This window comes from Tsukamurella ocularis (genome assembly GCF_965138335.1).
GTDB classification, from domain to species: domain Bacteria; phylum Actinomycetota; class Actinomycetes; order Mycobacteriales; family Mycobacteriaceae; genus Tsukamurella; species Tsukamurella ocularis_A.
On the sequence record NZ_CBCSDV010000010.1, the window covers coordinates 39,883 to 66,374 of the forward strand.

23 protein-coding genes and 1 pseudogene are annotated in these 26,492 nt (G+C 71.7%); 8 read left to right on the forward strand and 16 right to left on the reverse strand.

Annotated elements, in window-relative coordinates:
* Positions 1 to 11 precede the first annotated feature (11 nt).
* The 7 genes from ACNAYW_RS11140 to ACNAYW_RS11170 all read right to left on the reverse strand — a co-directional run bounded on the left by ACNAYW_RS11140 (position 12) and on the right by ACNAYW_RS11170 (position 7,650).
* Positions 12 to 827: a glutamate racemase gene (locus ACNAYW_RS11140; RefSeq protein WP_415849759.1), complete on the reverse strand. Its 816-nt coding sequence runs from the start codon at positions 825 to 827 to the stop codon at positions 12 to 14.
* Between the two features lie 9 nt (positions 828 to 836).
* On the reverse strand, positions 837 to 2,228 hold the full coding sequence (locus tag ACNAYW_RS11145; protein ID WP_415849760.1) for a sensor histidine kinase: 1,392 nt from the start codon (positions 2,226 to 2,228) through the stop codon (positions 837 to 839).
* A complete protein-coding gene (locus ACNAYW_RS11150; RefSeq protein ID WP_415849761.1) occupies positions 2,225 to 2,923 on the reverse strand; it encodes a winged helix-turn-helix domain-containing protein in 699 nt (232 codons plus the stop codon). Before ACNAYW_RS11150 ends, ACNAYW_RS11145 begins: the two co-directional genes overlap by 4 nt.
* Positions 2,895 to 3,545, reverse strand: a complete 651-nt coding sequence (locus ACNAYW_RS11155; RefSeq protein ID WP_415849762.1) for a hypothetical protein — start codon at positions 3,543 to 3,545, stop codon at positions 2,895 to 2,897. Before ACNAYW_RS11155 ends, ACNAYW_RS11150 begins: the two co-directional genes overlap by 29 nt.
* Before the next feature lie 144 nt (positions 3,546 to 3,689).
* Positions 3,690 to 5,840, reverse strand: coding sequence for a solute carrier family 23 protein (locus ACNAYW_RS11160; protein WP_415849763.1), 2,151 nt, complete (start codon positions 5,838 to 5,840; stop codon positions 3,690 to 3,692).
* Positions 5,841 to 5,908: 68 nt separating this feature from the next.
* Entirely contained in the window at positions 5,909 to 6,964 is a 1,056-nt protein-coding gene (locus ACNAYW_RS11165; protein ID WP_415849764.1) for a sensor histidine kinase, read from the reverse strand.
* Positions 6,961 to 7,650, reverse strand: coding sequence for a response regulator (locus tag ACNAYW_RS11170; protein ID WP_415849765.1), 690 nt, complete (start codon positions 7,648 to 7,650; stop codon positions 6,961 to 6,963). Before ACNAYW_RS11170 ends, ACNAYW_RS11165 begins: the two co-directional genes overlap by 4 nt.
* A 68-nt stretch (positions 7,651 to 7,718) precedes the next feature.
* On the opposite strand from ACNAYW_RS11170, the gene ACNAYW_RS11175 reads away from it, so the two are divergent.
* On the forward strand, positions 7,719 to 8,603 hold the full coding sequence (locus ACNAYW_RS11175) for a cytochrome c oxidase assembly protein (protein ID WP_415849858.1): 885 nt from the start codon (positions 7,719 to 7,721) through the stop codon (positions 8,601 to 8,603).
* Positions 8,604 to 8,612: 9 nt separating this feature from the next.
* Positions 8,613 to 9,356: a DUF998 domain-containing protein gene (locus ACNAYW_RS11180; RefSeq protein ID WP_415849766.1), complete on the forward strand. Its 744-nt coding sequence runs from the start codon at positions 8,613 to 8,615 to the stop codon at positions 9,354 to 9,356.
* A 52-nt stretch (positions 9,357 to 9,408) separates the two neighbouring features.
* Here the strand turns inward: ACNAYW_RS11180 and ACNAYW_RS11185 are convergent.
* Positions 9,409 to 9,543 (reverse strand): annotated as a pseudogene (locus ACNAYW_RS11185) (ArsR family transcriptional regulator); the annotation flags it as partial.
* Between the two features lie 101 nt (positions 9,544 to 9,644).
* Here ACNAYW_RS11185 and ACNAYW_RS11190 point away from each other — a divergent pair.
* A complete protein-coding gene (locus ACNAYW_RS11190; RefSeq protein ID WP_415849767.1) occupies positions 9,645 to 10,862 on the forward strand; it encodes an MFS transporter in 1,218 nt (405 codons plus the stop codon).
* A 480-nt stretch (positions 10,863 to 11,342) separates the two neighbouring features.
* Here ACNAYW_RS11190 and ACNAYW_RS11195 read toward each other — a convergent pair whose 3' ends face one another.
* Genes ACNAYW_RS11195 through ACNAYW_RS11210 form a run of 4 tightly spaced genes read right to left on the reverse strand, consistent with a single transcriptional unit; the run spans position 11,343 to position 14,498 of the window.
* Complete coding sequence (locus ACNAYW_RS11195) at positions 11,343 to 12,680, reverse strand: L,D-transpeptidase (RefSeq protein ID WP_415849859.1); 1,338 nt, start codon at positions 12,678 to 12,680, stop codon at positions 11,343 to 11,345.
* A 38-nt stretch (positions 12,681 to 12,718) separates the two neighbouring features.
* A complete protein-coding gene (gene bluB, locus ACNAYW_RS11200; protein ID WP_415849768.1) occupies positions 12,719 to 13,360 on the reverse strand; it encodes a 5,6-dimethylbenzimidazole synthase in 642 nt (213 codons plus the stop codon).
* Positions 13,360 to 13,875 (reverse strand): GNAT family N-acetyltransferase, encoded by a 516-nt coding sequence (locus tag ACNAYW_RS11205; protein ID WP_415849769.1) that lies wholly within the window; start codon positions 13,873 to 13,875, stop codon positions 13,360 to 13,362. The genes bluB and ACNAYW_RS11205 overlap by 1 nt, the downstream gene beginning before the upstream one ends.
* Entirely contained in the window at positions 13,872 to 14,498 is a 627-nt protein-coding gene (locus ACNAYW_RS11210; protein ID WP_415849770.1) for a TetR/AcrR family transcriptional regulator, read from the reverse strand. Before ACNAYW_RS11210 ends, ACNAYW_RS11205 begins: the two co-directional genes overlap by 4 nt.
* Positions 14,499 to 14,534: 36 nt before the next feature.
* Here ACNAYW_RS11210 and ACNAYW_RS11215 point away from each other — a divergent pair, with 36 nt between their 5' ends.
* The 4 genes from ACNAYW_RS11215 (at position 14,535) to ACNAYW_RS11230 (ending at position 19,947) form a co-directional block, all read left to right on the forward strand.
* A complete protein-coding gene (locus tag ACNAYW_RS11215) occupies positions 14,535 to 14,927 on the forward strand; it encodes a DUF5313 domain-containing protein (RefSeq protein ID WP_415849771.1) in 393 nt (130 codons plus the stop codon).
* A gap of 44 nt (positions 14,928 to 14,971) precedes the next feature.
* The gene (locus tag ACNAYW_RS11220; RefSeq protein WP_415849772.1) at positions 14,972 to 16,051 is read left to right on the forward strand and encodes an alpha/beta hydrolase; all 1,080 of its coding nucleotides are present in this window, start codon (positions 14,972 to 14,974) and stop codon (positions 16,049 to 16,051) included.
* Positions 16,052 to 16,288: 237 nt separating this feature from the next.
* Positions 16,289 to 18,526: a heavy metal translocating P-type ATPase gene (locus ACNAYW_RS11225; RefSeq protein ID WP_415849773.1), complete on the forward strand. Its 2,238-nt coding sequence runs from the start codon at positions 16,289 to 16,291 to the stop codon at positions 18,524 to 18,526.
* A gap of 161 nt (positions 18,527 to 18,687) precedes the next feature.
* A complete protein-coding gene (locus ACNAYW_RS11230) occupies positions 18,688 to 19,947 on the forward strand; it encodes a glycoside hydrolase family 5 protein (RefSeq protein ID WP_415849774.1) in 1,260 nt (419 codons plus the stop codon).
* Positions 19,948 to 20,257: 310 nt separating this feature from the next.
* Here the strand turns inward: ACNAYW_RS11230 and ACNAYW_RS11235 are convergent, their stop codons facing one another.
* From ACNAYW_RS11235 to ACNAYW_RS11245, 3 genes are read right to left on the reverse strand one after another with little or no spacing between them, the layout of a single operon-like run.
* Entirely contained in the window at positions 20,258 to 22,090 is a 1,833-nt protein-coding gene (locus tag ACNAYW_RS11235) for a cytochrome c oxidase assembly protein (protein ID WP_415849775.1), read from the reverse strand.
* Between the two features lie 10 nt (positions 22,091 to 22,100).
* A complete protein-coding gene (locus ACNAYW_RS11240; protein WP_415849776.1) occupies positions 22,101 to 22,823 on the reverse strand; it encodes a hypothetical protein in 723 nt (240 codons plus the stop codon).
* A gap of 56 nt (positions 22,824 to 22,879) precedes the next feature.
* Complete coding sequence (locus ACNAYW_RS11245) at positions 22,880 to 23,335, reverse strand: hypothetical protein (protein ID WP_415849777.1); 456 nt, start codon at positions 23,333 to 23,335, stop codon at positions 22,880 to 22,882.
* 179 nt (positions 23,336 to 23,514) lie between these two features.
* Here ACNAYW_RS11245 and ACNAYW_RS11250 point away from each other — a divergent pair, with 179 nt between their 5' ends.
* The gene (locus tag ACNAYW_RS11250; RefSeq protein ID WP_415849778.1) at positions 23,515 to 24,969 is read left to right on the forward strand and encodes a hypothetical protein; all 1,455 of its coding nucleotides are present in this window, start codon (positions 23,515 to 23,517) and stop codon (positions 24,967 to 24,969) included.
* 21 nt (positions 24,970 to 24,990) lie between these two features.
* Here the strand turns inward: ACNAYW_RS11250 and ACNAYW_RS11255 are convergent, their stop codons facing one another.
* The gene (locus ACNAYW_RS11255) at positions 24,991 to 26,292 is read right to left on the reverse strand and encodes a lipase family protein (protein ID WP_415849779.1); all 1,302 of its coding nucleotides are present in this window, start codon (positions 26,290 to 26,292) and stop codon (positions 24,991 to 24,993) included.
* Positions 26,293 to 26,492 lie beyond the last annotated feature (200 nt).

Here is a 26,492-nt window from a genome sequence, read left to right on the forward strand (position 1 = left end):
ATGCATATATCTCATCGCGATTCTTTTGTCACCGCGTTTTCGTGCGGCGACCCGCAGCGCTGCAGCAGCAGCCGCCCGGCCGGATACGCGGCGAGCGATGCGGGCAGCGCGCCCGGGCGGCCGGACTCCAGCACGGCCACGACCTCGCCCAGCCCGCTCGGTCCGCCGGGTTCCACACCGAGCCGGCGCAGCGCCTGCCGCGCGACGGGCTCCGGCGAGTCGAAGACGGCGACGTCCCGCCCGGTCCGCGCGCGCAACGCGGCCACGATCGGCTCCCTGACCAGCCCGTAGTGCGTGCAGCCCAGCACCACCGATTCGATGTCCGCCGGAGTCGCCGCGGCGGCCGCGTCGATCGCCGCCGTCACGCGCTCCGGTGAGCCCGAGTCGATCGCCTCGGCCAGGCCGTAGCAGGGGATCCGGTGGGCGAGGGCCGGATCGGCGAAGGCGTCGATGAGCGAGGTCTGGTAGTCGCTCACCGTGGCGGCGGCCGTCGCCCAGACCGCGAAGGGCCGCCCCGTCGACCCTGCGGGGCGGATGGCGGGTACCACCCCGACCACGGGGATCGCGGGCTCGAACCGGGCGCGCGCCGCCTCCAGCGCATACATCGAGCCGGTGTTGCAGGCGACGATGATCGCGTCCACGTCGTGTCGGGCGGCCGCCCCGGCCATCGCGACGACGCACTCCGAGATCCGGGCGGGCTCGAGCAGGCCGTAGGGCATGTTGTCGGGGTCCCGGGCCAGCACCAGCTCGGTGTCGGGCCGCACGCGGGAGAGGGCGTCCGCGTAGTTGACCATCCCGAAACCCGAGTCGATCACCGCAACGCGCATGACCCGAATTTACCGGGCGAGCCGGAGGCGGAAGACGGTGGTCGCGCCGTCGCGCCGGTAGTCGACGTCGCCGCCCAGCAGGCGCGCGTTGTCCCGGGCGATCGCGAGCCCCAGGCCCGCGCCACCGCCGGCGCCGCGCGAGCGGGCTTCCTGGGCCTTGGCGAAGCGCCCGAAGACCCGCTCCTCGTCGCCGGGCGGCACGCCCGGCCCGTGGTCGCGCACCTCGACCGCGGTGCCGCCGGGCCCGGCAGCGACGGCGACCGTCACCGGCGGCGCGCCGTGCCGGACCGCGTTGCCGACGAGGTTGGTCACCACCGCGACCACGCGACGGCGATCGGACTCGACGACGACCGGCGCACCGTCGACCGCGACGGCCTGCCAGCCACGCGCGGCGAGAGCCTCGCGCAGCGCACCGACCAGCTCGAAGGGCGCACGCCGGACCTCGGCGGCGCCCGCATCGAGGCGCGTCATCTCCAGCAGGTCGTCGACCAGCCCGGCCAGGGTGTCGACCTCCGAGGCGACGAGCTCGGAGGCGCGCCGCAGGTCGGAATCGGGGCCGAGCGCGGCGGCCTCCTCGCGCAGCACCTCGGCCGCGGGGACCAGGGCGGCGAGGGGGCTGCGCAGCTCGTGCGAGACGTCGCCGACGAAGCGCCGCGACCGCGCGTCCTGATGGCGCAGGACGTCGATCGACTCGTTCTGCCGGTCGAGCATGGAGTTGAAGGTGTCGGTGAGGTCCCGCAGCTCGGTGACGTCGGTCGCGGGGAGGCGGGCCTCGGTGTCGCCGTCCGTGACGCGCGCGGCGACGGACTGGATCCGGCTCAGCGGCCGGATCACGGTGCGCGCGACGACCAGCGCCACGAGGATCCCGAGCAGCGCGCTGCCGCCCACCGCGACCACGACCAACAGCGTGAGCCGGCTCAGCCGCGGCCCGACGTCCTCGAGCGGCTGCACGGCGTAGATCACCACACTCTCGGCGTTGAAGATCGTCGGCCGGGAAACGCTGTGCGCGACCAGCACCTTCCCGTCCGGCAACCGCTGGAAGCGGTACAGCGACGGCACCCGTTCGAGCTCACGGCGCATCGCCCCGGGAAAGTCCTGCGGGGGCGCGGATCCCTGCCGGACCGTCTCGCCGCCGACCTCGACCGTGTAATCGCCCGGGAGCGACTCGTAGATGCCCGCGGAGCTCGACCGGCCCGGCGCCCCGCCGCTGCCCGGCTCCCGCATGCCCTGACGCTCGAGGTTCTCCATGTCGTGCCGGAAGGTGGTGAGCACGGCGTCCTGCGCGTCCTGGTACACCCAGTCCCGCACCACCACCGCGACGGCGACGCCGGTGACGCCCGCGGTCAGGCAGGTCACGATCACGATGATCGCGAGGATCCTGGTGCGCAGGCCGGCGATCACGGCGTCGGCCGGAACCGGTAGCCGAAACCGCGCACGGTCTCGATGTGGCTGTTCCCGTCGGGCGGATCGATCTTCGGCCGCAGCCGCAGGATCGCGTTGTCCACCAGCCGGGAGTCGCCGAGGAAGTCCTGGTTCCAGGCCATCGCGAGCAACTGCTCCCGGCTGAGCACCTGGCCGGGGTGGTCGGCGAAGGCGTACATCAGCCGCTTCTCGGTGGGGGTGAGCGGCAGGGGCGCACCGTCGCGCAGCACCTCGGCGCCGGACCGGTCGACGGTCAACGGGCCGTCGCCGGGCGGTGCCGCGGCTGCGCTCGACGGTGCCGGGGCGGGTTCCGCGGGCGCGGTGCGGCGCAGCGCGGCCTTGATCCGGGCGTCCAGTACGCGGGGGCTGACGGGCTTGACCACGTAGTCGTCGGCCCCGGCCTCGAGGCCGGCGACGGTGTCGATGTCGTCGGAGCGGGCGGTCAGCATGAGGATCGAGACGGTGCTGGAGCGCCGGATGCGGCGGCACACGGCGAAGCCGTCCTCGCCCGGCAGCCCCACGTCGAGGATCACCGCATCGGCGGCGGCCACCCGCTGTTCGAGGTCCTCGGTGGCCGCGGCCAGGTGCTCAACGGTGTGGTCGAGCCGGCCGAGCGCGAGTGTCAGCGCATCGACGATCGCCGGGTCATCCTCGATGAGCAGCAGCCTGACCACCCGTGAGGCTCCCTTCCACGTCGGAGGTCCAGGCCCAGGCGGCCTGGCCGACCCGGACCACCGCGGCGGCGGCCACGGCCACCAACCATGCTCCCAGGACATCGCCGGGCCGGTGCCACTGTTGCGCGACGACCAGCACGGAGACGACGAAGCCGGCGGGAGCGGCGAGGAGCACCGCCAGGGACCGGTAGGGCCGCGCGGCGGACCCGACGAGGATCACGGCGAGCGCGGCCACCACGGCGACGGTGTTCGACGGGAACGAGTTGAGCTCGGGGCCGATGCCGAACGTCGGGCGGTCGAGCAGCGCCTTGAGGACGAAGGCGCCGGCGACCGTCGCGCCGAGGACGAGCGCGGCGGAGACGGCGACCGTCTTCGACCGGCGGCTCGCGACGACGGCGGCGACGAGGAGTCCGCCGGCCGCGAGCATCGGGAGCTGGTACCGGCCCAGCGCTCCCTCGACGGGGTTCTCCACCCCGAACGCGGCGGAGATCGACCGCATGAGCTCGTGGTCGACCTGCTGACCCGCCGGCGTACCGACCACCGCGAGGTAGAGCCCGGCCAGCGCCAGCGCGGCGACGACGGCCGCCGTCGCGGCGGTCCAGGGGCGTGTGGTTGCGAACATGACGCCGAGCATTGTCCCCCATCGTCGCCCGCCCACCTCCGTTCCGCCCCACGAATGTCACAGCCGTGTCGCAATCCGCGGGCCCGTGCAGCCGGAACGCGCGGCGCCGCGGGGTGAGGTCCGCGGCGCCGCGCCGGCGCGTCGTCAGGCGTGGGTGAGGGTGTCCGCCTCGACGACCGCCGAACCCGTCACGTGCAGCACCCGGCCGGACGCGATGTCGAAGAACAGGCCGATCACCTCGACCCGCCCCGTGGCGACCGCGTCGCGGACCAGCGGGTGCTCGGCCACCGCGGCGACCTGCACGGCGACGTTGACCAGAGCGAGCTGGTCGACCGCGCCGAAGCCCAGGTCCGATGCCGCCTCGCGCACGGGGTGGCCGGTGCGGAAGGCCTCGGTCGAGGGCGCCGCGTGCGCGATCCACCGCCGGATCGTCGCGGGCACCACGGGCGATTCCAGGGCGACGCCCATCGCGCCGCACGTCGAGTGGCCGCAGACGATGATCTGCCGCACCGCCAACTGCCCGACCGCGTAGGCCAGCGAGGCCTCGATCGACGGGTCGGCGCCCGCGGGCGGGACGAGGTTGCCGACGTTGCGGACGGTGAACAGATCGCCCGGGCCGCTGCCGGTGATCACGTTCGGCACGACGCGGGAATCGGCGCAGGTCAGGAAGAGCGCCTCCGGCTTCTGTCCGCCGCTGAGCTGATCGAAGTCGTCGCTGAGCAGCGACGCGTGGCGGCGGTGGTAGCGGGCGATGCCGTCGGCGAGGCCGCCGCGCGCGTGCGCGCGCCAGGGCAGGAGGCCGCGCTCGGCGGGGCGCTCGGTGGTCCGACGGGGCGTGCGGGTGGCGGCCGCGTCGAGCGCCGCACCGCCCAGGTCATCGATGGTGACGGTGCCGCCCGCGGCCCGGTACCGGCGCGCCCACTCCTGGATCTCCTCGGCCGCGGCGTTGTCGAGGAAGTCGACGGTCAGCTCGATCGCGACGTCCTGCGCCGGCGGGACGCCGGCGAGTACCCGCGTCAGGCGCGGCAGGGAGAAGAAGGACAGCGTTCCGTCGACGGTGACGTGCCAGCGCCCGGCACCGTCGACCTCCGCCTCGATGTGGGCCCGCGCGACGCGCCACAGGACCAGGACGAGCGCGACGACGAGGCCGGCGAGCACGCCCTCGAGCAGGTTGAGGAACAGCACGCCGCCGATGGTGACGGCGTAGACCAGCAGGTCGCCGGTGCGGCGAGCGGTGCGGATGTGGGAGATCTTCACCAGCTGCACGCCGATCACCATGAGCAGGCCCGCGAGCGCGGAGGTGGGGATCTTCTCGACGAGGCCCGCGAGCGCGACGGAGAACAGCAACAGCCACACCCCGTGCAGCACCGCGGACCAGCGTGTGCGGGCCCCGGCGGCGACGTTGGTGGCGCTGCGCACGATGACGCCGGTGACGGGGAGGCCGCCCAGCAGGCCGGAGACGGCGTTCGCGGCGCCCTGGCCGACGAGCTCGCGGTCGAGATTCGTCTTGGGGCCGTCGTGCATGCGGTCGGTGGCGACCGCGGACAGCAGGGACTCGACGCTGGCGATGAGCGCGACGGTGAGGACGCCCAGGGCGACGGCGCCCCAGTCCCCGGTGGGCATCGCCGGCAGGCCGATCGCGTCGATGAGCGAGCCGTTGAGGCGGATCCGCTCGACGTTCATCGGGACCACGAGGGAGAGGACCGTCGCGGCCGTCACCGCGACCAGCGCGCCGGGCACGCGGCGCCACGCCGCGGGCAGCTTCTGCCAGAGCACCATCACCGCGATCACCACCAGGCCGATGGCGAGGTCGGGCCAGTGCAGGGCGCCGATCCGCGCGGGCAGCTCCGCGAGGTTCTGCAGCACCGAGCTGCGCGAGGATCCGCCGAGCAGGACGTGCGCCTGTTGGATCACGATCGTCACGCCGATGCCGGCGAGCATGGCGTGCACCACGACCGGCGAGATCGCCAGCGCGGCACGGGCGATCCGGCTGAGCCCCAGGCCGATCTGCACGAGCCCCGCGGCGACGGTGATCGCGGTGGTGACCTTCCAGCCGAACGTCGCGATGAGCTCGGCGACCACCACCGTGAGGCCCGCGGCGGGGCCGCTGACGAGCAGCGGTGAGCCGCCCATGAGTCCGCCGACGATGCCGCCGACCACGCCCGCGATGAGGCCCGCCATGAGCGGCGCACCCGAGGCGAGCGCGATGCCGAGGGACAGGGGCAGCGCGACGAGGAAGACGACGATCGACGACGGCCCGTCGAAACGCGCTATGTCTCTGAGTTTCTCCTGCATGCCCACCACTGTGGCGGCGCGGTGTGGCCGCCCCACCGCGATGCCGTGAAGGTTCCGTGAAGCGGCGATCAGGGCGCGGGGAGTGTGAAGGCGAAGGTCGCGCCGCGGCCGGGGCCGTCGGACTCCACCCACATGTGCCCGTCGTGGGCGGCCACGAGAGCGCGGCTGATCGTCAGGCCCACGCCGCTGCCGCCGTGGTCGCGATCGCGGGCGACGTCGGTGCGGTAGAAGCGCTCGAAGATCCAGGGCAGGTGCTCCGGGGCGATGCCGTCGCCGTGATCGACCACCGCGATCCGGATCCGGCGGTGCGGGTGGCCGTCGGCCTCGAGCTCGACGGCCCCGCCGGGATCGCTGTGCCGCACCGCGTTCGAGAGCAGATTCGCCAGCACCTGATCGAGCCGCTGCCGGTCGGCGCGGATCGAGCGGCGGGCGCCCGCGCCGATCCGCACGTGCAACCGGACCCCCTTGTCGGCGTACGCCCGCCGCGCCGCCGCCGCGGCCGCCTCGAGCACCTCCGCCACGTCGACCGCACTGGGCCGCAGGTTCAGCGCGCCCTCCTCGGCGTGCGAGACCGACAGCACGTCGTCCGTGAGCCGCGCGAGGCGGGTGGTCTGGGTCCGCAGCATGGCGAGGGTCGCGGCATCGGGGTCGACCACCCCGTCGGCGATGCCCTCGAGATAGCCGTCGAGAACGCTGACCGGCGTGCGGATCTCGTGCGCGAGGTCGGCGAGCAGCCGGCGCCTCGACTGATCGCTGGAGTCGAGCTGCACGGCCATCTCGTTGAACGCCGCCACCAGCCCGTCCGCCTCCGGCCCCAGCGCCACAGGCGCGACGCGCACCCCCGACCGGCCGTCCGCGACCTGCCGCGCCGCGCCCTCCAGCTTCGCCATCGTGCGGCCCAGCCGGCGGGCGAAGAAGACGCTCGCCACGGCGGAGAAGGCCACCGCGCAACCGAATCCGAGGACCACCGCGACCACGTTCACCGACACCGTGTCGGTGCGGCCCAGGATCAGGGGCCACACCACGAAGTCGACCACGGCCGTCATGGCGAGCGTCCCCAGGGAGACCGCCATGAGCATGCCGCCCACGCGGGTGCCCATGCCGACGTCGCGCGCGGGCCTCACCCCGGTCCCATCCGGTAGCCCACGCCGCGCACCGTGCGCACGTAGCGCGGGTCGCCGGCGTCGTCGCCGAGCTTGCGGCGCACCCGCCCTATGTGCACGTCGACGAGCCGCTCGTCGCCGACCCAGCCTGCGCCCCAGATGGATTCGATGAGCCGGGTCCGGGAGAAGGCGACGTTCGGACTGCGCGCGAGGGTCGCGAGCACGTCGAACTCGGTGGCCGTGAGCTCCACGACCCGCTCCCCCACCCGAACCTCGCGGCCCAGCGGATCGATCGTCAGCTCGCCGAACCGGCGGGCGGCGGGGGCACCGTCGGGCCGGGTGCGCGGCCGGCGGAGCATGGCCCGGACCCGCGCCACGACCTCGCGCGGGCTGAAGGGCTTGACCAGGTAGTCGTCGGCGCCCACCGAGAGACCGACGATCGTGTCCAGCTCGTCGCCGCGGGCGGTGAGCATGATGACGTAGGCGTCGCTGAAGGAGCGGACGGCGCGGCACACCTCCAGCCCGTCCAGGCGGGGCAGGCCGATGTCCAGGAGGATCACGGCGGGGTCGAGCTCGCGGGCCAGCGCGAGGCCGCGCTCGCCGTCGGCGGCGGTGGTGACCTCGAAGCCGTCGCGGGTGAGGTACTCCTGGGTCAGCCGCGCGAGCGCCGGTTCGTCCTCGATCACGAGCACTGTGTGGGTCGTCATTCTTCATATAGTAATATGCGCATGTGCTGATTCCTGACCCTCCGGTGCCGGCACCCTCGATCCTGGGCATGCTCGGCTGGGACCCGCCCGCGCTCCCCGTGCTGCCGGTCGCGGCCGCGATCGCCGCGGGCCTGTACCTGCTGGGGGTGCGGACGGTGCGCCGGAGGGGACGACGGTGGCCGGCCGCGCGGGTGGTGAGCTTCCTGCTGGGGTGCCTCGTCCTCGCCGGCGTCACCGGCCTCCGCATCGAGGCCTATTCGTGGCACCTGTTCAGCGCGTTCATGTTCCAGCAGCTCACCCTGTCGATCCTGGTGCCGCCGCTCCTCGTCGGCGGAGCGCCCGGCGTGCTGCTGCTGCGCGCGACGCCGCACCGTGGGCTCGGCAGGGTCGTGCTGGCGGCGGCGCTCGGCCTCCTGCGCAGCCCCGCCCCGCGGATCCTGCTGCAGTCGGGCTTCACGATCCCGCTGTTCCTGGTGAGCTACTACGGCGTCTACCTCGGCGGCGTGGTCGACGCGATCGGCGGGACCTGGCTCGGGCACACCGCCCTGCAGGCCTTCTTCCTCGGCGCCGGGCTGTTGTTCATCATTCCGATCCTGTCGATCGGGCCGTTGCCGGGCCGCGATTCCTGGCTCATGCGCTTCTTCGACATCTTCATCGAGATGCCGCTGCACGTCTTCATCGGCGTGATCCTCATGATGGCGACCACCCCGATGGTCGCCCTGTTCGCCGCCCCGCCGGCGGCGTGGGGCATCGATCCGCTGCGCGATCAATCCATCGCGGGGGCCCTGGCCTGGTCGTACGGCGAGCCCGTGGCGATGATCACCACCTGCCTCTTCGCGCTGCGCTGGCGCCGGTCCGAGCGGCGCGACGCCGAGCGGGCGGGGGCGGACCGTCGGGACGAGGACGAACGCGCGGCGTACAACGCCTACCTGCGCGAACTGCGCGGTCAGTAGTCTGGGGCCATGCGTCGCGCCCGTCTCATCCTGCTCGCGGGCGCGTTCTTGTACTCCGCGTGGATGATCGCGCCACTGCTGGGCTCGCAGTTGAGCCCGCTGTACTCCTACGTCAGCGAGGCCGGGGCGGCCGGGCAACCGTACGCGCAGTTCTTCCGCGCGACCGACCTGCTCGCGGGGACGGCCTTCGTCGTCGCCGCGGCGCTCGGCCACCGCGCCGCGCGCCCCGTGCCGAGGCTCGGCCTGGTCGCGCTCGCCGGGCTGCTGATCCTGGGCGCGGCGACGATGTGCGACGCCCTGATGCCGCTCTCCTGCACCCCCACGGCCGACGCCGCCTGCGCCGCACGGGAGGCCGCCGGGCAGGTGCCGCTCACCCACGTCGGGCACGCCGTCTCGTCGGGGATCGCGGGCTTCGGCGGGGCGGTCGCCGTGCTCGGGTGGGGGCTGTGGCGGCGCGGTCGCGGGTTCGACGGTGCGCGGGCGGCGCTCGGCATGGGGGTCGCGTACCTGCTGGCGACCGCGTGGACGCTGGCCGCGATGGTCGAGCCGGCGCTCTACCTGGGGCTGGCCCAGCGCACGCAGGTGCTCACGCTCACGCTGTGGCTGGTGCTGCTGGCGCTGTCGCCCCTCGCTCGGCGGCCTCGCGATCCGCAGCCCGGAGCACCGCGTCGAGCAGACCCGGATACGCCGCGTTCACCTCGTCGATCAGCAGCAGCTGCCGGGCCGTCGCGCCCAGATCGTCGCGCCGGGTGAGGCCCGCCTCCCGCAGCACCTTGAAGTGGTGGCTGGCGGTGGCCTTCGTGACGCCGTCGTAGAGCTCGCCACAGGCGAGCGGGCGCTGTTCGTGATGCAGGCGCCGCACCATCTCCAGCCGCACGGGATCGGCCAGCGCACTGAGCACGGAGTGCAGCGGGACGGCGGCGGTCGCGTCGGTCATCATTCTCGTTCCCTGAGATAACGGTTTGATCTTCGTCGAACCGGGTGTACCGTTGCCACTGGTTCGACGATCGTCGAACCACCACCGTACACCCGGAGGCAACGATGAGCGTGGCGCAGCAGGTCGCGGCACCGTCGACCCACGTCCACCCGCAGCGCTGGTCCTTCGCCCTCCTGCTCACGCTGCTCGCGCTGGCCCTCGGCGTCTCCGGGCTGCCGTCGCCGCTGTACCCGCTCTACCAGGAGCAATGGCATCTGTCGGCGCTGTCGACCACCGTCGTCTTCGCGGTCTACGCGATCGGGGCGCTGGGCGCGGCGCTGACCGTCGGGCCGATCTCCGACGCCATCGGGCGCAAGCCGGTGCTGCTCGCGGCGGTGGGCACGATCCTCGTCGGGCTGTTGCTGTTCCTGTTCGCCGGCGCCGAGTGGCAGCTGATCCTCGCGCGGTTCCTGCACGGCGCGGCCATCGGCTCGATCACCGTGGTCGCCGGCGCGGCCCTGCTCGACGTCCGGCCCACCGACGGTGCCCGCAACGGCATGCTGTCGGGCGTCGCCCTCAACGTCGGCATCGCCGCCACCGCGCTCGGCGCCGCGGCCGTCGCCCAGTACGCGCCGCACCCGCTGCGGACGCCCTTCGTGACGATGGGCGTCGTAGTGCTCGCCATCCTGCTCGGCGTGATCGCCCTGATCGAACCGCACGTCGGGCGCACCGGCGAGCGGGTCCGCCTCAGCCGGCCGGGGGTCCCCGGCGAGATCACCGCCGACTTCTGGTTCTCCGGCATCGGCATCATCACCGCGTGGTCGGTGCTCGGCGTCTTCCTCAGCCTCTACCCCGCGCTGGTGCAGCACGTCACCGGTCACGGCTCGGTGATCTTCACCGGCGGCCTCGTCGCGGTGATGGCGATCGCCTCCGCGGTCTCGCAGTTCATCGGCGGCCGGTACCCCGCCAAGCCGACCGCGATCGTCGGCGACATCGGCCTCGCCGCCTCGCTCCTCCTCGCGGTGGTGGCGGTGCGCTACGGGCAGACCTGGCTCATCGTGGTCGACACGATCCTGCTCGGCGCCACCTTCGGCCTGGCCTTCGGCGGCTCGCTGCGGCACCTCGGCTCCGTCGCGCCCGCGCACGCCCGCGGCCAGGTGATGAGCGCCTACTACCTGCTCGGCTACCTGGCGATGGGCGTGCCCACCGTGATCGCCGGCTACCTCGCCACGCAGTACAGCACCGCGACGATCTTCCCCTGGTTCGCCGTCGCCGTCGCCGCGGCGTGCCTCGGCGCCGCCTGGATCGGCCTGCGCGGTCGACGGTCCGCCGTCGCCGGGTAGGCCGGGCCCGCGCGGCCGGCATCGTCGACGGTGCGGGCCGGGGAGGGCCGAGCCGGCGGTGGGGCGATGTCCGCGATCGCGCCGCTCTCGGATTCTGTCCGTTTCGGACACGCGCGACTGCCCGAGGGACTCCGGCTCCGCGCGGGGGACGTCAACTCCCCCACCGAACGCCGCGGCCTCCCATGGGGGACGCGACGCCGCGCGGGGGACGGCTGAACCCCCACGAGACGACCGGCTTCTCATGGGGGACCGAACGTCCGGCGCTCCTCTCGGCGCGGCGCGGGGGACGACGGCGAACGAAGAACGACCGCCGATTCGCACGCCGGCTGCGCTGCGTGGGCCGCCGTCGTGCACTCGAGAAACTCTGCACGGCGCACCTGTCCGCAACGGACAGAATCCGAGAGTCGTCCGCTCGCGCGACCGACTCCTCGACCACGTGCGGTACACCCCCGCCGCGAACTCAGCGGGTCGCGGGCGTGTTCAGTTGCCGGGGGTATCCGACGCGGGCGCGCCGGACGACGGCACCGTCGACGGCGAGGGCGCCGCGGTCGTGGTCTGGTCCGCCTCGCCCTGCTGCCCCGGGGGAAGCGCACTGCCGGCGACCCAGGTGGCCCACGGCACGGACCAGTCGCCGTTCTGCCACTGCTCGAGCGCGGGGCCGCCGGTGTTGCGGACCTCCACCACGTCCCCCGGCTGCGACAGCCCGAAGAACCACTGCGCGTTCGCGGGGCTCAGGTTGAGGCAGCCGTGCGACTCGTTGCGGACGCCCTGCGCGCCGATGTTGTCGAGCGCGTGCAGGTAGATGCCGTCGTTGCTGATGCGCGTGGCCCAGCCGATGGTCTGCTTGTAGCCGAGCCGCGAGTTGATCGGCAGCCCGTAGGTGGAGGAGTCCATGATGACCGGGTTCGCCTTGTCGAGCACGGTGTAGACGCCGCGCTGCGTCCAGAAGTGGAACGTCTGGCCGTTGATGACCTCGTTGCCGCCCTGCCCCATCGACGTGGGCATCGACCGCACCATCTGGCCGTTCACGAAGACCTGCACCTGCTTGGTGTTGTCGTCGGCGATGGAGACGTGCGACTCGCCGATCGAGAAGTTGATCGCGATGTCCTTCTCGCCCCAGAGCCCCGGGCTGACCTCCTTGCCGAACGCGTTGACCTCGATCGACACCTTGGTGCCCGACGGGTAGTAGTCCTTGGGCCGCCACGCCACCGTCTTGTCGGTGGTCCACATCCACGCACCCTCCACGGGCGGGGTCGTGGTGACCCTGAGCAGCTTCTGGGCCATGGCCCGGTCCTTGATCGGCTCGTCGAAGTGGACGACCGCGACCTGCCCGACGCCGTAGACGGCACCGTCGTTGAGCGACATGCCGCCCGTGTTCTCGAAGTACGGCGCCGTCTTGTTGGTGTCGTCGACGGCGACCGTGGCGAAGGTCGTGCGCTTCTCCCGCTGCTGGCCCAGCGTCTCGTACTTCACGACCAGCGTGTACTGCCCGTTGTACTCGAGCGGCTTCGACGCCTTCCAGGTCAGCATGTCCGTCGACAGCGCACCCTCGACGGCGACGCCCTTCGCGTCGGTCAGCGTGACCGAGCCGAGGACGGCCTTGGCGATCGACACCGTGACCGGGGCGATCGGGCTGACGGCCTGGGCACCGTCGGCCGGCGCGACGGTGACCTCGGCCGGATCGGGCGGGGGCGTGGACGGCCCGGCGCTCGTGCCGCCACCGGTCAGGTCGCCGATCGTGCAGCCGGCGGCCACCAGGGGCACCGCCGCGGCGGCACCGACCAGGACCGCGCGCCGGCCGACGCGCTCGTTGAACATGCTCACTGAAATCGTCCCCTCGCTGATTACATGCGAGTCTAACGATGCGTGCCGACATCCCCGTCCGGGTAGCGCTCCCGGTGCATCGCCTCGGACAGCGGGCGACGCTCGCGCCACCCGAATCGTTCCAGGTCGGGCACCGTCTGCAGGGCGGTCACGGGGCCCACGCACAGCCACGCGACGATGTGGACGTGCTCGGGCACGTCGACGAGTGCGCGCAGGAAGGGCTCCTGGTAGAAGGACACCCAGCCCACGCCGATCCCCTCCGCGGTGGCGGCGAGCCACAGGTTCTGGATGGCCAGCGCCACGGAGAGCCGGCCGGTCTCGTCGATCGTGTGCCGGCCCAGGATGTGCGTGCCGCCGCGGGTCGGGTCGTAGGTGACCACGACGCCGGTGCGGGACGACTCGATGCCCTCGATGACGATCGGGTTGAAGGTGTCCTTGCGGTCCGGCGGCAGCGACCGGGCGAAGTCGTCGCGGCACTCGCCGACGTGCCCGGCGAACCGCGCGAGCGTCGCCGGCTCCTGCACCACGACGAAGTCCCAGGGCTGCGTGTTCCCGACGCTGGGCGCGCTGTGCGCCGCGCCGAGGATCCGCACGAGCCGCTCCTCGTCGATCCGCTCGCCGGAGAACTCGTTGCGCACGTCGCGTCGGCGCAGGATCGCCTCGAAGACGTCCATCAGGCCCCGTCGACCGATGCGGCGCCGTCGGCGAGTGCGGCGAGCGCCCCGAGGCTGTCGCCGGTGAGCCGCTGCGTGGTCCACTCCTCCATCGGCACCGCGCCGATGGACCGGTAGAAGCCGATCGCGGGCGCGTTCCAGTCGAGGACGGTCCACTCAAGGCGGGCGTAGCCGCCCACCCGGCACTCCTGCGCGAGCGCGGCGAGCAGCTTCGTGCCGTGGCCGCCACCGCGCACGCCGGGCCGGACGTAGAGGTCCTCGAGCCAGATCCCGTGGGTACCGGTCCAGGTGGAGAACGTGCGGAAGTAGACGGCCATCCCGACCACGGCCTCGGACCCCTCCGGGCCCGGCTCGGCGGCGATGCGCGCGAAGACGGCGGGCGCGGGCCCGAACAGCGCGGCGTGCAGCTGCTCGGCGGTGGCGACGGCGGCGTCGGGCTCCTTCTCGTAGGCCGCGAGCTCGGCGATCATCGCCAGGATCTCCGGCACGTCGGCCGGGACGGCGGGGCGGATCACTGCGCGCCGCCCGCGGCCGAACCACTCGCGGCCGCGGCCTGCGCCGCGATCGCGGGCATCAGGCACTCGCGGACCACGCGGCCGGCGGTGTAGGGGTCGTCGAAGCTGATCAGGCCGTCGGGCGCGAGCAGCACCGAGTGCCCGACGCGGGCGAAGATCTCGGCGATCGGCTTGGGGTCGAACTCCGGGAGCTCACCGCTGGACTGGAAGCCGGCGATGATGTTCGCGGCGAACTCGCGGCCGATCTCGATGACCATGCCGCCGCCCTGCGCGATCATCGGGAGGCCCACGACCACGTTGCCGTCGCCGATCCCGCGGATCAGGGGCCGGCGGTGCGCTTCGCGCAGGAAGGCGACGAAGCCCTCGGTGAGCGCCTCCTCGACGGTGCTCAGGCCCTGGACCTGCTGTTCCACCGTCTTGAGCAGCTGCTCGGCCTCGTACCGGATGGCCTGCTGGACGAGGTTGTCCTTCCGGTTGAAGCGGCGGTAGACCGTCGCCACGCCGATGCCCGCGAGGTTCGCGACGTTCTCCATCGTGGTCCGCGAAATGCCGACGCTGCCGATGCTCGACACCGCTGCAGACAGGATGCTCTGCGCGGTCTGATCGTTTCTGCCGGGACTCACAACGTCCGATTCTAGGCGCAGTGGGACAATGGGGGCATGAACGACGGTCCGAGCAAGCCCAACCCCGTGCAGTACGTCCTGTACTCCTACGGCCGGAGCGTCCTGCCGCCATCGATGCACGAGTGGGTCGCCAACGACCTCGCCGGCCCCCGCGCCGCGCTGCGCACCGTCGTGCGCTTCGCCATCCCGTGCCTGCTGATCCTGATCCCGTTCTGGTTCATCGACACCTCCGTGCTGAACCGCGCGACGATGACCCTGCCGATCTTCATCCCGTTCGTGTACTTCTCGATCGCGCTGAACAAGATCTACCGGCGCGGGCGGCTGCGCCATCACGGTCTGGACCCCGAGCTCGTCGACGTGATCGCCCGGGAGAAGGAGGCGGACCTGCACGCCGCCTACATCGCCAAGCACGGCCCGCGCGACCACTGAGGCCACGGCCGCTGATATGTGAGCCACGTCCTACTATCAGTGACATGGCGCTCACCGAACTCGTCCAGAAGCTGGCCCTGAAGATTCCGACGCCGCTCGTCGCGGGCGGCGCGAAGCTGCTCTTCGGGCTGCCCGTGCACCTCAAGCAGCGGCTCGGCACTCCGCAGACCGTCGAGGGCAACGAGCTGGACCTCGATTCGCAGATCACCCTGCTCATGCTCAAGGCGCAGGGCGTCAACGGGCTCGCCGGCGTCCGCGACGTGGCCCACTCGCGCGCGTCGATGCGGATGCTCAGCGCGGCCGTCGGCGCGGGCACGGCCCCGTCGGTCGGCGTGCGCGGGGTCATGGTCGACGGTGCCGCCGGCCCCCTTCCGGCGCGTCTCTATACGCCCGTCGGGCTCGAGGCCGGCTCGCCGCTGGTGGTCTTCTTCCACGGCGGCGGCTTCGTGCTGGGCGACCTCGACAGCCACGACGCGCCGTGCCGGTACATCGCGGACCGGGCGCGGGTGCGGGTGCTGTCGGTCGACTACCGGCTCGCGCCGGAGACGATCTTCCCCGCGGCCGCCGACGACGCCGTCGCGGCGACCGCCTGGGCCATCGAGCACGCCGACCAGCTGGGCGCCGACCCCGCACGGGTGGCCGTCTCGGGCGACAGCGCGGGCGGCAACCTCGCCGGCGTCGCGGCCCGCGAGCTGGCCCTCGCCGGCGGCGCGCAGCCCGCGTTCTCACTGCTCTTCTACCCCGTGACCGGCGCCGACCCGGCGAACCGCAGCCGCGACACGTTCGCCAGCGGCTACTTCCTCACCAAGGCCGATATCGAGTACTTCCGGCAGCTGTACACGCCGGAGCCGGGCCAGGACACGGACCCGAAGTTCGATCTTCGGCACGCCGACGGGCTCGACGGCATCGGTCGGACGCACGTCGTGGTCGCCGGGTTCGACCCGCTGCGCGACGAGGGCGCGGCCTACGCGCAGCGGCTGCGCGACGCGGGCGTCGACGCCACCACGCAGCTCGCTCCGGGAGCGCTGCACGGCTTCCTCAACATGGTGGGCGTGAGCGCCGACGCGCGGGTCGACGTCGACGCCGCGCTCGACGTGTTGACGGAGGTTCTCGTCCGCAGTTAGCGACAACAATCGTTGGCACTTGCAGCTGCACGCGAACACGCATGTCACGAAAGGTGGCACCTGTACGCGTATACCCCGTATCGTGGGTCCTGCGGCCGCCATATGACGTCTCCCCCCACGTCGGTGGCTGCATGATTGAGCCTTGATACCGGCTCCCCCTCCTCCCCCCATTCCGGGAGCCGGTATCAAGGCCTTTCACGTTTTCGGCCCGGGTCGGCCGGGGTGGATACTGGAGGGGTGACGGATCTCGACCAGGCCCCCGTTCCGGCCGCCGCGCCGCCGGAGCAGGCACAACGCACCTTCCTCGACGTCGGCGGCATGACCTGCGCCGCGTGCGTCGGCCGGGTCGAGCGCAAGCTCAACAAGCTCGACGGGGTGCGCGCCGTGGTCAATCTGGCCACGCGGACCGCCACCGTCGAGCACGCGCCGACGGTGACCGTCGACCAGCTGACCGGCACCGTCGAGGCCGCCGGGTACACCGCGGCGCCGAAGTCCCCGAACCCCCGCCGCGCGATCCTCGCCGAGGAGCGCGAGCGGCGCGACGTGCTGCGCCGGCTGATCGTCTCGCTGGTGCTGTTCGTGCCGGCCGCGGACCTGTCGGTCGTGCTCGCGATCATCCCGTCGACCCGCTTCCCCGGCTGGCAGTGGGTGCTGCTCGCGCTGAGCCTGCCCATCGTGACCTGGGGCGCGTGGCCGCTGCACAAGCGGGCCTTCCAGGGCGCGCGGCACGGCGCGGCGACGATGGACACGCTGGTCTCGGTCGGCATCATCTCGGCGACCGCCTGGTCGGTGGTCACGGTGCTCACGCCCGGCCGCGAGCGGCCCGATCCGCACGGCTTCTGGAACGCGATCATCGCGTCCGACCCGATCTACCTCGAGGTCGCGATGGGCGTCACCGTCTTCGTGCTCGCGGGGCGGTACTTCGAGGCGTCCGCGCGGGCGAAGGCGGCCTCCGCGCTGCGGGAGCTCGCCACGCGCGGCGCCCGCGAGGTGTCCGTTCTGGTCCGCGACGGTTCCGAGCTGCGCATCCCCGTCGGCGAACTGCGCGAGGAGCAGCTCTTCGTGGTGCGCCCGGGCGAGACGATCGCGACGGACGGCATCGTCGAATCCGGGTCGGCGTTCGTCGACAACTCCGCGATGACCGGCGAGTCCCGCCCCGTGCCCGCGGGCCCGGGCGACCGCGTCGTCGGCGGCACCGTCTGCCAGGACGGTCGGTTGACGGTGCGCGCGACCGCCGTCGGCGAGGACACCACGTTCGCCGCGATGCTCCGCCTCGTCGAGGACGCGCAGGCCACGAAGGCGCGGATGCAGCGCCTCGCCGACCGGGTCTCCGCCGTCTTCGTGCCCTGCGTCTTCGCCATCGCTGCGCTGACCTTCGTGGGCTGGCTGATCGGCAGCGGAATCGACAGCGCGGTGAAGTCCGCGATCGCCGTCCTGGTGATCGCCTGCCCCTGCGCGCTGGGGCTCGCGACGCCCGTCGCGTTCATGGTCGCGTCCGGCCGCGGCGCACAGCTCGGCGTCTACGTGCGCGGGCACCAGGCGCTGGAGGCCACCGAGACCATCGACACCGTCGTCTTCGACAAGACCGGCACCGTGACCACCGGCGTGCTCTCGGTGGCCGGCGTGAGCGTCGCGCCCGGGTGCACCGAGCAGGGCGTGCTGCGGCTCGCCGGCGCGGTCGAGGCGGCGTCCGAGCACGCCGTCGCGCGCGCCGTCGTCGCGCGGGCGGGCTCCGATCTGCCCGCCGTCGAGGACTTCCGGGCCGTCCCGGGCCTCGGCGCCACCGGGGTCGTCGACGGTGCCGTCGTGCGGGTCGGCTCGCCGCGCTTCGTCGCGCCGGGCGTGCTCTCCGGGGCGGTCGACGCCGCGGCGGAGGCCGGGCGGACCGTCGCCGTCGTGGAGGTCGACGGTGCCGTCGCCGCCGTCCTCGAGGTCTCCGACACCATCAAGGACGACGCCGCGGCCGCCGTTTCCCGGCTGCACGACGCGGGCATCCGGACGGTGCTGCTCACTGGCGACAACGCGGCCGCGGCCGCGAAGGTCGCCGCGCTCGTCGGCATCGACGACGTGCGCGCCGACGTGCTTCCGGACGGCAAGGTCGAGGCGATCCGCACGCTGCAGGCCGAGGGCCGGCGGGTCGCGATGGTGGGCGACGGCGTGAACGACGGGCCCGCGCTCGCCGCGGCCGATCTGGGGCTCGCGATGGGCACCGGCACCGACGTAGCGCAGGGCGCCGCCGACGTGGTGCTGATGCGCGAGGAGCTCGCGGCGGTCCCCGACGCGCTCGGCCTCGCCCGCGCGACGCTGAAAACCATCAAGACGAACCTGATCTGGGCGTTCGGCTACAACGTCGCCGCGATCCCCGTCGCCGTGGCCGGGCTGCTGAACCCGCTCATCGGCGCGGCCGCCATGGCCTTCAGTTCCTTCTTCGTCGTGTGGAACAGCCTGCGCCTGCGCAAGTTCGGCGCGCGATAGCCCCCCCCGGAGGACGGAGAGCGCTCCCGCCCGTCGTAGACCGAGTGCGGCGATCCATGCGATCACTCCTGAGACTGAAGTGACGACTGTTGCAAATGTGAATTGGGTGCTACCGTGCGACTCGCGGCACTTCGCCGCGCGGACGTCGTGAAGGAGCAGCGATGGGTCACGCAGCAACGACGGCGGCGGATGCAGCCGCCTCCACTCGCTCACGCCCGCGCCGGGCGGCACACGTCGGCATCGCGCTCGCGATAACACTTCTGCTCGCGCTCACTGTGGGCACCCGGGCCCCGGCTCCTGTCCGCGCGGCCGTTTCGGTCGGAGACGGTCAGCGGGGGATCAACATTCACACGATGATGTCCCAAGCAGTGACGATCTACGACCACCCCACCGTCGCCGGCACCGGCGAGCCACAGTCCTCGTATGATTTTCTCGCCGCGGCCGGCCATAAACTGATAAGACTCCCGATCAGTTGGGACTTTCTGCAGCCGAACCTCGATACGGGCAATCGCACCTTCCATACCGCGTACTGGAACGCAATCAAGGCCGAGGTGGCGAAGATCCGCATCGCAGGTATGAAGACCGTCCTCGACCTCCACAACGGCTGCGAGTGGACGAAGCCGAAGACGTCCAATCCTCCCCTGATCTGCGGCGCTGGACTCACAGTCACCGACGCGACCGACGTGTGGCGAAAGCTGTCCACCGAATTCGCGAACGATGCGAGCGTCCTGGCGTACGACCTGTTCAACGAGCCGATCGCGTTCAACCACCCGACACGACCTGAGGTCCAGTACCCGGGCAATCAGCCGTACTCCACGTACAAGACCTTCATCAACGCTGTGGTGGCGGCGATCCGCGCCAACAATGACGCCAAGAAGATCTGGGTGGAGTCTCTGTGCTGCCACTGGTCGATGGACCTCTGGGATACAGATCCGAATGGCGGCTGGGTCGTCGACCCGCTCAACAAGATCGTCTACTCCCTCCATATGTATCCGGTGCGCGACAGCTCCAACGGCGAGACTTACAACCCGGCCAAGGAGAGCGCGACGTACGAAGTCCCTGCGGGCAGTTTCTGGGCGGACCGCGGCTACAACACCGGATTCCTCGGCCGCCTCGATCGCTTCGGCAGTTGGTGCTACAACCACGGCCTGAAGTGCTCGATCGGCGAGGTCGGGTGGTACACCGACGATCAGAACCCCACGAGCAACGCGCAGTGGAACGCCCTCGGAGACACCTGGTACAACAAGGCGGACTACTACGGCCTCGACGTCACGTACTTCGGCGCGAGTTCAGCGTTCCACGGCCCGCTGTGGGCCTACGACGCACCTGGAGCGGACGTGTGGTTCCCTGCGGCGGGCATCAGTCGCAAGCGGACGCAGTCGTCGGTCATCGAGTTGTCCAACCACCTGTCCCGGCCGTGATTCGTTGATCCGTGATCGGCTCACCCGCCGCGGACCGGACTGCGTCCCACAGGCTCCGAACCGCCTCGTTCTGGGTCTGCTCTAACGACGTCGCGCAATCACAGAATGACGCGAACCGCGAACACCTCGCGTATTCATGAATTCATCAGGACCGCGGACGCTGATTCAACGAGGGGCACAGCAGCCACGACCCCTTGATACGAACGTGGTCAGAGGGGCAGTTGATGCTGCTACCGCTACGCGCACTTGACGGAGCCGCGCCGAAACGCCAACTCGTCCGAGTCAGGACGTCGAATTCCCGGCGAGGTTCTCAGAGCAACTCGGGCTCGGAGTCCTCGTCGCGGTTGCTCCACGCCCAGTGCAGCACGAGGCCGAGGGTGACCAGGGCGATCGCGGCCTCGTCGGTGGCCCAGGCGACGACGCCGCCGACGAACTGGTCGCGGTGCAGGTCCGTCATCCACGCGAAGTCGAGGTACAGGTACAGGCGCGAGCCGACGAGCCCGTCCATCGTCATCACGATGAGCGCGAAGACCATGGTGATCGGCATCATCGCGAGCAGCATGCCGATGCGGCCGATGAAGGGCAGCTCGCCGGGCACCGGGTCGATCTGGAAGACGCGCCAGTAGAACAGGAAGCCGGTGAACAGCAGCGCTGCGTAGATGGCCAGGTGGCCCCAGTGGTACCGGCCGATGCTGTCGAAGAGCGGCGTGAAGTACAGCCCGTAGAGCACGGCGGCGAACAGGCCGAGCTGCACGACGGGCCGCATGAGCACGGCGAAGGAACGCGAGTCGAGCACCGTCGCGAGCCACCGTGCGGGCGCGCCGGTCAGGGTGTCGCGCATCAGCGTGATCGGCGCACCCAGCAGCAGGAAGACCGGCACGATCGACGTCATCAGCATGTGCACCACCATGTGCACGCTGAACATGGCGTTGGAGTAGGTGCGCAGCCCGGAGCTGGTCAGGGTGAGCAGGAAGACGCAGCCGAGCACGAAGAAGACGGTGCGGTACCACGGCCAGTTCGTGGTGCGCCGGACCAGCAGCAGGTAACCGACGGCGAGGGCGATCGCGAACGGCGCGAGGTTCAGGTCGGGGCGCCAGTTCCCGAGGAAGGCCATCGCGCTCGGTGGGTCCGGCAGGTTGTAACCGAGGAAGTTCTCCCCGACGGTCGGCCGGCTGCGCAGGAAGGGCGGCGGCGTCAGCTCGGACGCGGCGATCGCGGTGCCGAAGGCCGCCGTCAGCAGGGCCGCCGCGGCCGGCAGCGCACGCAGCCAGTGCGCCGCGCCCGCCGCGAGGAGGAGCGCGCCGGTGGCGAGCAGCAGCAGCCCGTACCAGGTGACCCACAGGTCGGAGCCCGGCGCCATGACCAGGGCGATCACGACGCCGTTCGCCAGGGCCAGCGCGGCGTACAGCGGGCCGATCCAGCGGCGCTCGGGCCGCGCGGGGAGCCGTACCGCGGACCAGAGCCCGCCGAGCCACAGGGCCGCGACCGCGCCGAGGGTGGTCAGAGCCGCGGTCGTGTAGTCGTGGTTCCAGTTCTGCGCCTCGTTCGCGGTGACCACCGTGGCGAGCAGGCCGACGAGGGCCGGCAGGAGCATCCACAGGTGCGCCATCCACGACATCGCGGTGCGCAGCGCGACGTACACGACGACGGCGCAGACCAGCGAGACGATCCAGCCCTTGGCGGTGTCCGACGCCGAGATGAGGATGCCGAGACCGCCGACGCGGTAGGTGTCGACGAGGTTCTGGGCGGCGCTCTCCGCGGCCGCCAGGAAGATCATCGGGAGCGAGACGACGGCCCAGACGGCGGCGTACCGTCGGGCCTGCAGCTGCGTGAGGTACCCGCGCAGGCCCAGCTCGCCGGTGTCGAGGGCCTTGGTCCGGAAGACCGCGTACGCGACGGCGCCGAACGTCAGGGCGGCGGCGACGGTGCCGACGACCCGGCCGACGGCGGCCCCGTACGCGGTGAGCGCACCCGGGTAGGCGTTGCCGTTGACGAGGTACCGCAACTCGCCCTCGCTGGCGATCAGCCAGATCACCACCGCGACGGCGGCGACGGAGCCGACGGCGAGCGCTGCGATGCCGCCCGTGCGCGGTGCGCCCGGGGATCCTTCGGTCATCGCAGCGGCGTCGGTCTCCTGCGCCACCGTCGTCAAGCTACTTCGCGTCCTTGATCTTCTTCACGGCCTTGTCGAGGAAGCCGTTGAACTCGCCGCGGTCCGGGTCGCCGCCGAGCTTGGTGCCCTGCACCGCGACCGTGTAGCCGCGCAGCGACGCGACGCCGACGAGGACCTTCTGGTGGATCGGGAAGGAGTCGGCGCCCTTGGAGCGCGTGCCGTCGAGGGCGATCTCGAAGGTGGCCTTCTGCGTGTCCGAGGAGACCTCCTTGGTGATGGCGCGCACCTTGATGGTGCCGCCCCGAGGATCGTTGGTCTCGATGGTCACGTCGGAGCACATCTTGAGCAGGCCGACCTTGACCGTGTCGACGTCGACGTCCTTGGCGACCAGCGTCTCGCTCAGGCTCTTGCGGTCCTGGTCGTGGACGCCGGCGACGGTGTCGCCGTCGCCCTGGCCGCCCTTGGCGGCGGCGAGGATGTTCTTGCACTCCGGCGGGGTGACCTTCGCCGAGCTCGCGAGCGTCAGCGGGTCGGCGCCCAGCTCGTTGGCCAGCCGCTGCTGCGGCGACGGCACCACGATGTAGCCGCCCGGGAAATCGCTGGAGTTCAGCAGCAGCTCCGCCGACGGCGCGGTGGGCTTGGTGGTGGTATCGGGGTCGGCCATGGCGACACCACCGGTCAGGCCGACGACCAGCGAGGTCGCGGCGGTGAGAGTGGCGGCACGACGCAGGCCCGCTCGCTTCAGGTCAGTCTTCGCGTTCATCTTTCACCTATCTCCGGTCTCGCACCGATCGTTACGCCGGGCGCTGGTGACGCTGGTCACCGAACGGCCCGGTTGCGCAGCGCGATCATGCTCAGCGCGGCGACCGCCACGACGATCTCGGCTGCGGCGAAGACGATCATCAGCGTCATCCACGGCTGCATCGAGCTCATCGAGTGCCCCATCGCGCCCATGTCCATCCCGGGCATGGAGTGATCCATGCCCGCCATGCCCGAGTCCATCGCCGACATCAGCACCGGGTGCAGCGCGATCATGATCGCGCCCATCGCGGCGGTCCGCACCCACGCGCTCACCGTCGGGTTGCGGAACAGGCACACGGAGCAGTGCGCGCAGCCGATGAGCATCGCGGCGACGATCAGGGAGACCACCCAGCTGTTGTCTCCCAGCATCGGCAGGTGCACCAGCGAGGTCGCGAGCGCGACGGCCGCGCCGACCCAGCCCCAGATGCGGATCGTGCGCGACGTCTCGGTGTTGTCGGCGTGCTTGTGCATCACGCGGGCCATCCTACCTGGGATTTCGCGGCGAGCAGAATCCCCTATCGACCCGTGCGCGGGACGGCATCCGGTAACCCGCGTCGCTTGACCGCCTCGAGGGCTCGTGATCGACTGGTCGCTGGTAATCGGCGTTAGGAAACCAGCGCTTCTGCAATCCGACCGATCGGAACGGGTCCGTCATGAACGCGAAGCATCTGGGGGCGATGGCCGCCGCCCTCCTCACCGCGACCACCCTCACGGCGTGCGGGACGAGCGACGATCAGCAGGACAGCTCCATCGCCTTCTCCCAGGTCACCGGCGACGACTTCACCTCGAACCCGGGCGCTTTCCAGACCGACGGTGTGCCCGTCCCCGAGAAGGGCGTCTCGATGGTCGGCGACCCGATCGCCGCGCAGGCCGTGGCGAACGCCGGTCTCGAGCAGGGCACCGTGACCGCGAGTTCCGACGACGGGGCCACCGTCTACTACCCGAAGGCGCCGCCCGTTCCCGGCCTTCCCGTCGCGCCGCAGGAGGTCGCGCCCCCGCCGCCGCAGCTCACCCGGCCCGTGAACACCCGCCCGTGGAACTACACGCCGCACCAGATCAGCGTGTACCGGCAGATCTGCGAGACCGGCCGGTGGAACGACTGGGTCGCGGGCGCCGAGGTGCAGTCGCAGACGTGCTGGACCGTGTACGGCCGCCAGCTCGGCGTGCGCCCGTGGTACCCCGGCCAGCCGAAGCCGTGGGAGCGTCCGAGCTGGCCCAAGCCCTGGTACGAACCGGGCTTCCGGGCCGACGTCCCCGTCATGTGGGTGTACCCGCGCGACTGGAGCCGGCCGCGCCCGCAGCCGATCGTCTCCGTCTCGATCGGGCTGAACATCCCACAGAACCCGCACGCCCGCCCCAACCCGCGGTTCCGCGACGACCCGTACCTCCCGGTCTGGGCGGTCACGCCCGGCCGCCCCGTCGCGGCCCGGGACCAGGCGCGGGTCGTCGCGCCGTGGCTGGCGTACGACGTCACGCCGACGGTGCGCTACACCCCGCCGCCCGTCTACCCGGGCACGGTCCTCGCCGCCATGCCCACGTCGGGCCGGACCGAGGTCGTCACCGCGCTCCCGGGCGCGGACGGCGAGTGGAACCCGAACCGGGATAAGACGGTGCTCGCCCCCTCCGCCCGGGCCATCGCCGGGGCGGCCGTCTACAACGGGACCAGGGCCGACGTGGTGCGCGCGCTGGGCGAGGACGTCGACGTGAGCGTCGCGACGAGCCGCAGCCGCGCGGCGACGACCACGACCACCACGGCGAAGAAGACGACCACGACCAACGCCGGCGCGGACGCCACCTCGACGACGCGGACCACCGATTCCGACGGCACCGGTGCCGCGACGACGACCCGGACCACGGATCGCACGACAACCACGACGACGTCGGAGAAGCCGTCGTCCACCGGTCGCACCACATCGAGGACCACGAAGCCCACGACCACGACGACCGAGCCGAAGACCACGACACCGTCGGCGACGCGGACCACTACGACCGAGGCACCCGTCACGACGACCCGGGCGCAGGAGCCGAAGACCACGTCGACGAAGCCGGCCACCCGGACGACCACGAAGCCCGCCACGACGACGACCACCACGACTCCCGCGCGCTGACCGCACGCCGGGCGAGCCCGGTCAGATCCGGCGAGCGAGCCCCACGCGGGCGAGAGTCCCGACGAGACGCAGCGTCCGGCCGACCTGCCGCGGCGAGGCCATGATGGTGCGCTTGTGCCGGTGGCCGGCCGTGGCGACGGGCTTGCCGTCGAGCCGGTCGGCGAGCCAGCCGAGCAGCAGCGGCGCCGACAGGAAGTGCATGGAGAAGTGGTCGCTCCACTGGTCGGTGAGGTACTCGACGTGCGTGCCGCCGGACGCGTACCGCTCCACATGCGCCTCGGCGTCGGAGGCCGGGGAGATCTGGTCCTTGGTGGACTGCACCACGAGCATCGGCACCGTGGGCGCGGACTGCCCGGGCCGGATGTCGTCGAAGATCTCCAGCAGCTTGGGCAGCCGCGCGACCTCGTCGAAGGTCAGCTCGGGGCAGTAGTAGCCGAAGTCCTTGTGCGCCATCTTGCGGATGGCCCGCTCGGGCGACCACTCGAGGGCGTCCTCGTAGAACAGCTTGCGGCCCTTGTCGTCGACGTGCTCGGCCAGCACCTCCCGGAGCGTGGGGTACTCGCGGGCGAGCGCGGCGATCACGAGCGTCGGCAGGCCCGTGAACAGGGTGTTGTTGAGGTAGACGAAGACGTTGCCCGGATCGGAGACGGGCGCGCCCACGGCGCCGGCGATCAGGTTCAGTTCCGGGGCGTACGACGGTGCGATCTCCGCCGCCCAGGAGGTGGCGAGGCCGCCGCCGGAGTAGCCCCAGACGCCGATGCGGGTGTCGGCGGCGAGGCCGAGCGGCTCGTGCGAGAGCGCGGCGCGCAGGCCGTCGAGCACCATGTAGCCGGGCTCGCGGGGGATGCCCCACCGGCCGGTCTGCCCGCCGTGGTCGGGCACCGAGACGGTCCAGCCCTTGGCGACGGCCGCGGCGATGAAGAGGTACTCGATCTGCGGGAACGAGGCGTCCTCGCATCGGACGCCGTGCTGCAGCACGTACGAGGGAAAGGTCTTGGGGTGCAGCGAGTCGATCGCGCACTGGTACGAGACCAGCGGCGCACCCGGCTTCGCGCCCCGCAGCGGGCTGATCACCGTGGTGACGGTGACCTCGGGGACGCCGTGCATGTTCACGGTGCGGTAGAGCAGCTGGGTGGCGCGCACCTTCTGCTTCACCCGACCGAGGAAGCCGATGCTCACGTCGCGGTACCGCAGCACGGTGCCCTCGGGCGCGTCCTCGAAGCCCGACGGGGCGTCGAAGAACGGGTCGATGCCCACCATGTGCGGCTCCGCGGGTGCGGGCCACTGCTCGGCGAGCTCCGTGCGGTTCTGCACAGCCGTCATGTCGCGTCCTCCTGATCGGGCGTTCGGAGCGACTGTACACACATTTGGGACAGATCTGAAGAATCTGTCCCATTGCGGTTCGGTTGCGGGAACTCCGCGGTCGGGAACCCGGCAGCTCGGGCCGCTCGATCCGGCGCCGTGTGAACATCCGGTGAATCCGACCGCGATCGGCCCCGTTGCGGCTAATCTTCAGTTCGCTT

Excerpts from the sequence above, each read along its gene's own strand:
- ACNAYW_RS11140 (WP_415849759.1), bottom strand. The coding sequence starts at position 827 with ATGCGCGTTGCGGTGATCGACTCGGGTTTCGGGATGGTCAACTACGCG.
- ACNAYW_RS11155 (WP_415849762.1), bottom strand. The coding sequence starts at position 3,545 with ATGTTCGCAACCACACGCCCCTGGACCGCCGCGACGGCGGCCGTCGTC.
- ACNAYW_RS11160 (WP_415849763.1), bottom strand. The coding sequence starts at position 5,840 with ATGCAGGAGAAACTCAGAGACATAGCGCGTTTCGACGGGCCGTCGTCG.
- ACNAYW_RS11170 (WP_415849765.1), bottom strand. The coding sequence starts at position 7,650 with ATGACGACCCACACAGTGCTCGTGATCGAGGACGAACCGGCGCTCGCG.
- ACNAYW_RS11175 (WP_415849858.1), top strand. The coding sequence starts at position 7,719 with ATGCTCGGCTGGGACCCGCCCGCGCTCCCCGTGCTGCCGGTCGCGGCC.
- ACNAYW_RS11180 (WP_415849766.1), top strand. The coding sequence starts at position 8,613 with ATGCGTCGCGCCCGTCTCATCCTGCTCGCGGGCGCGTTCTTGTACTCC.
- ACNAYW_RS11190 (WP_415849767.1), top strand. The coding sequence starts at position 9,645 with ATGAGCGTGGCGCAGCAGGTCGCGGCACCGTCGACCCACGTCCACCCG.
- ACNAYW_RS11195 (WP_415849859.1), bottom strand. The coding sequence starts at position 12,680 with ATGTTCAACGAGCGCGTCGGCCGGCGCGCGGTCCTGGTCGGTGCCGCC.
- bluB (WP_415849768.1), bottom strand. The coding sequence starts at position 13,360 with ATGGACGTCTTCGAGGCGATCCTGCGCCGACGCGACGTGCGCAACGAG.
- ACNAYW_RS11215 (WP_415849771.1), top strand. The coding sequence starts at position 14,535 with ATGAACGACGGTCCGAGCAAGCCCAACCCCGTGCAGTACGTCCTGTAC.
- ACNAYW_RS11220 (WP_415849772.1), top strand. The coding sequence starts at position 14,972 with ATGGCGCTCACCGAACTCGTCCAGAAGCTGGCCCTGAAGATTCCGACG.
- ACNAYW_RS11230 (WP_415849774.1), top strand. The coding sequence starts at position 18,688 with ATGGGTCACGCAGCAACGACGGCGGCGGATGCAGCCGCCTCCACTCGC.
- ACNAYW_RS11240 (WP_415849776.1), bottom strand. The coding sequence starts at position 22,823 with ATGAACGCGAAGACTGACCTGAAGCGAGCGGGCCTGCGTCGTGCCGCC.
- ACNAYW_RS11250 (WP_415849778.1), top strand. The coding sequence starts at position 23,515 with ATGAACGCGAAGCATCTGGGGGCGATGGCCGCCGCCCTCCTCACCGCG.
- ACNAYW_RS11255 (WP_415849779.1), bottom strand. The coding sequence starts at position 26,292 with ATGACGGCTGTGCAGAACCGCACGGAGCTCGCCGAGCAGTGGCCCGCA.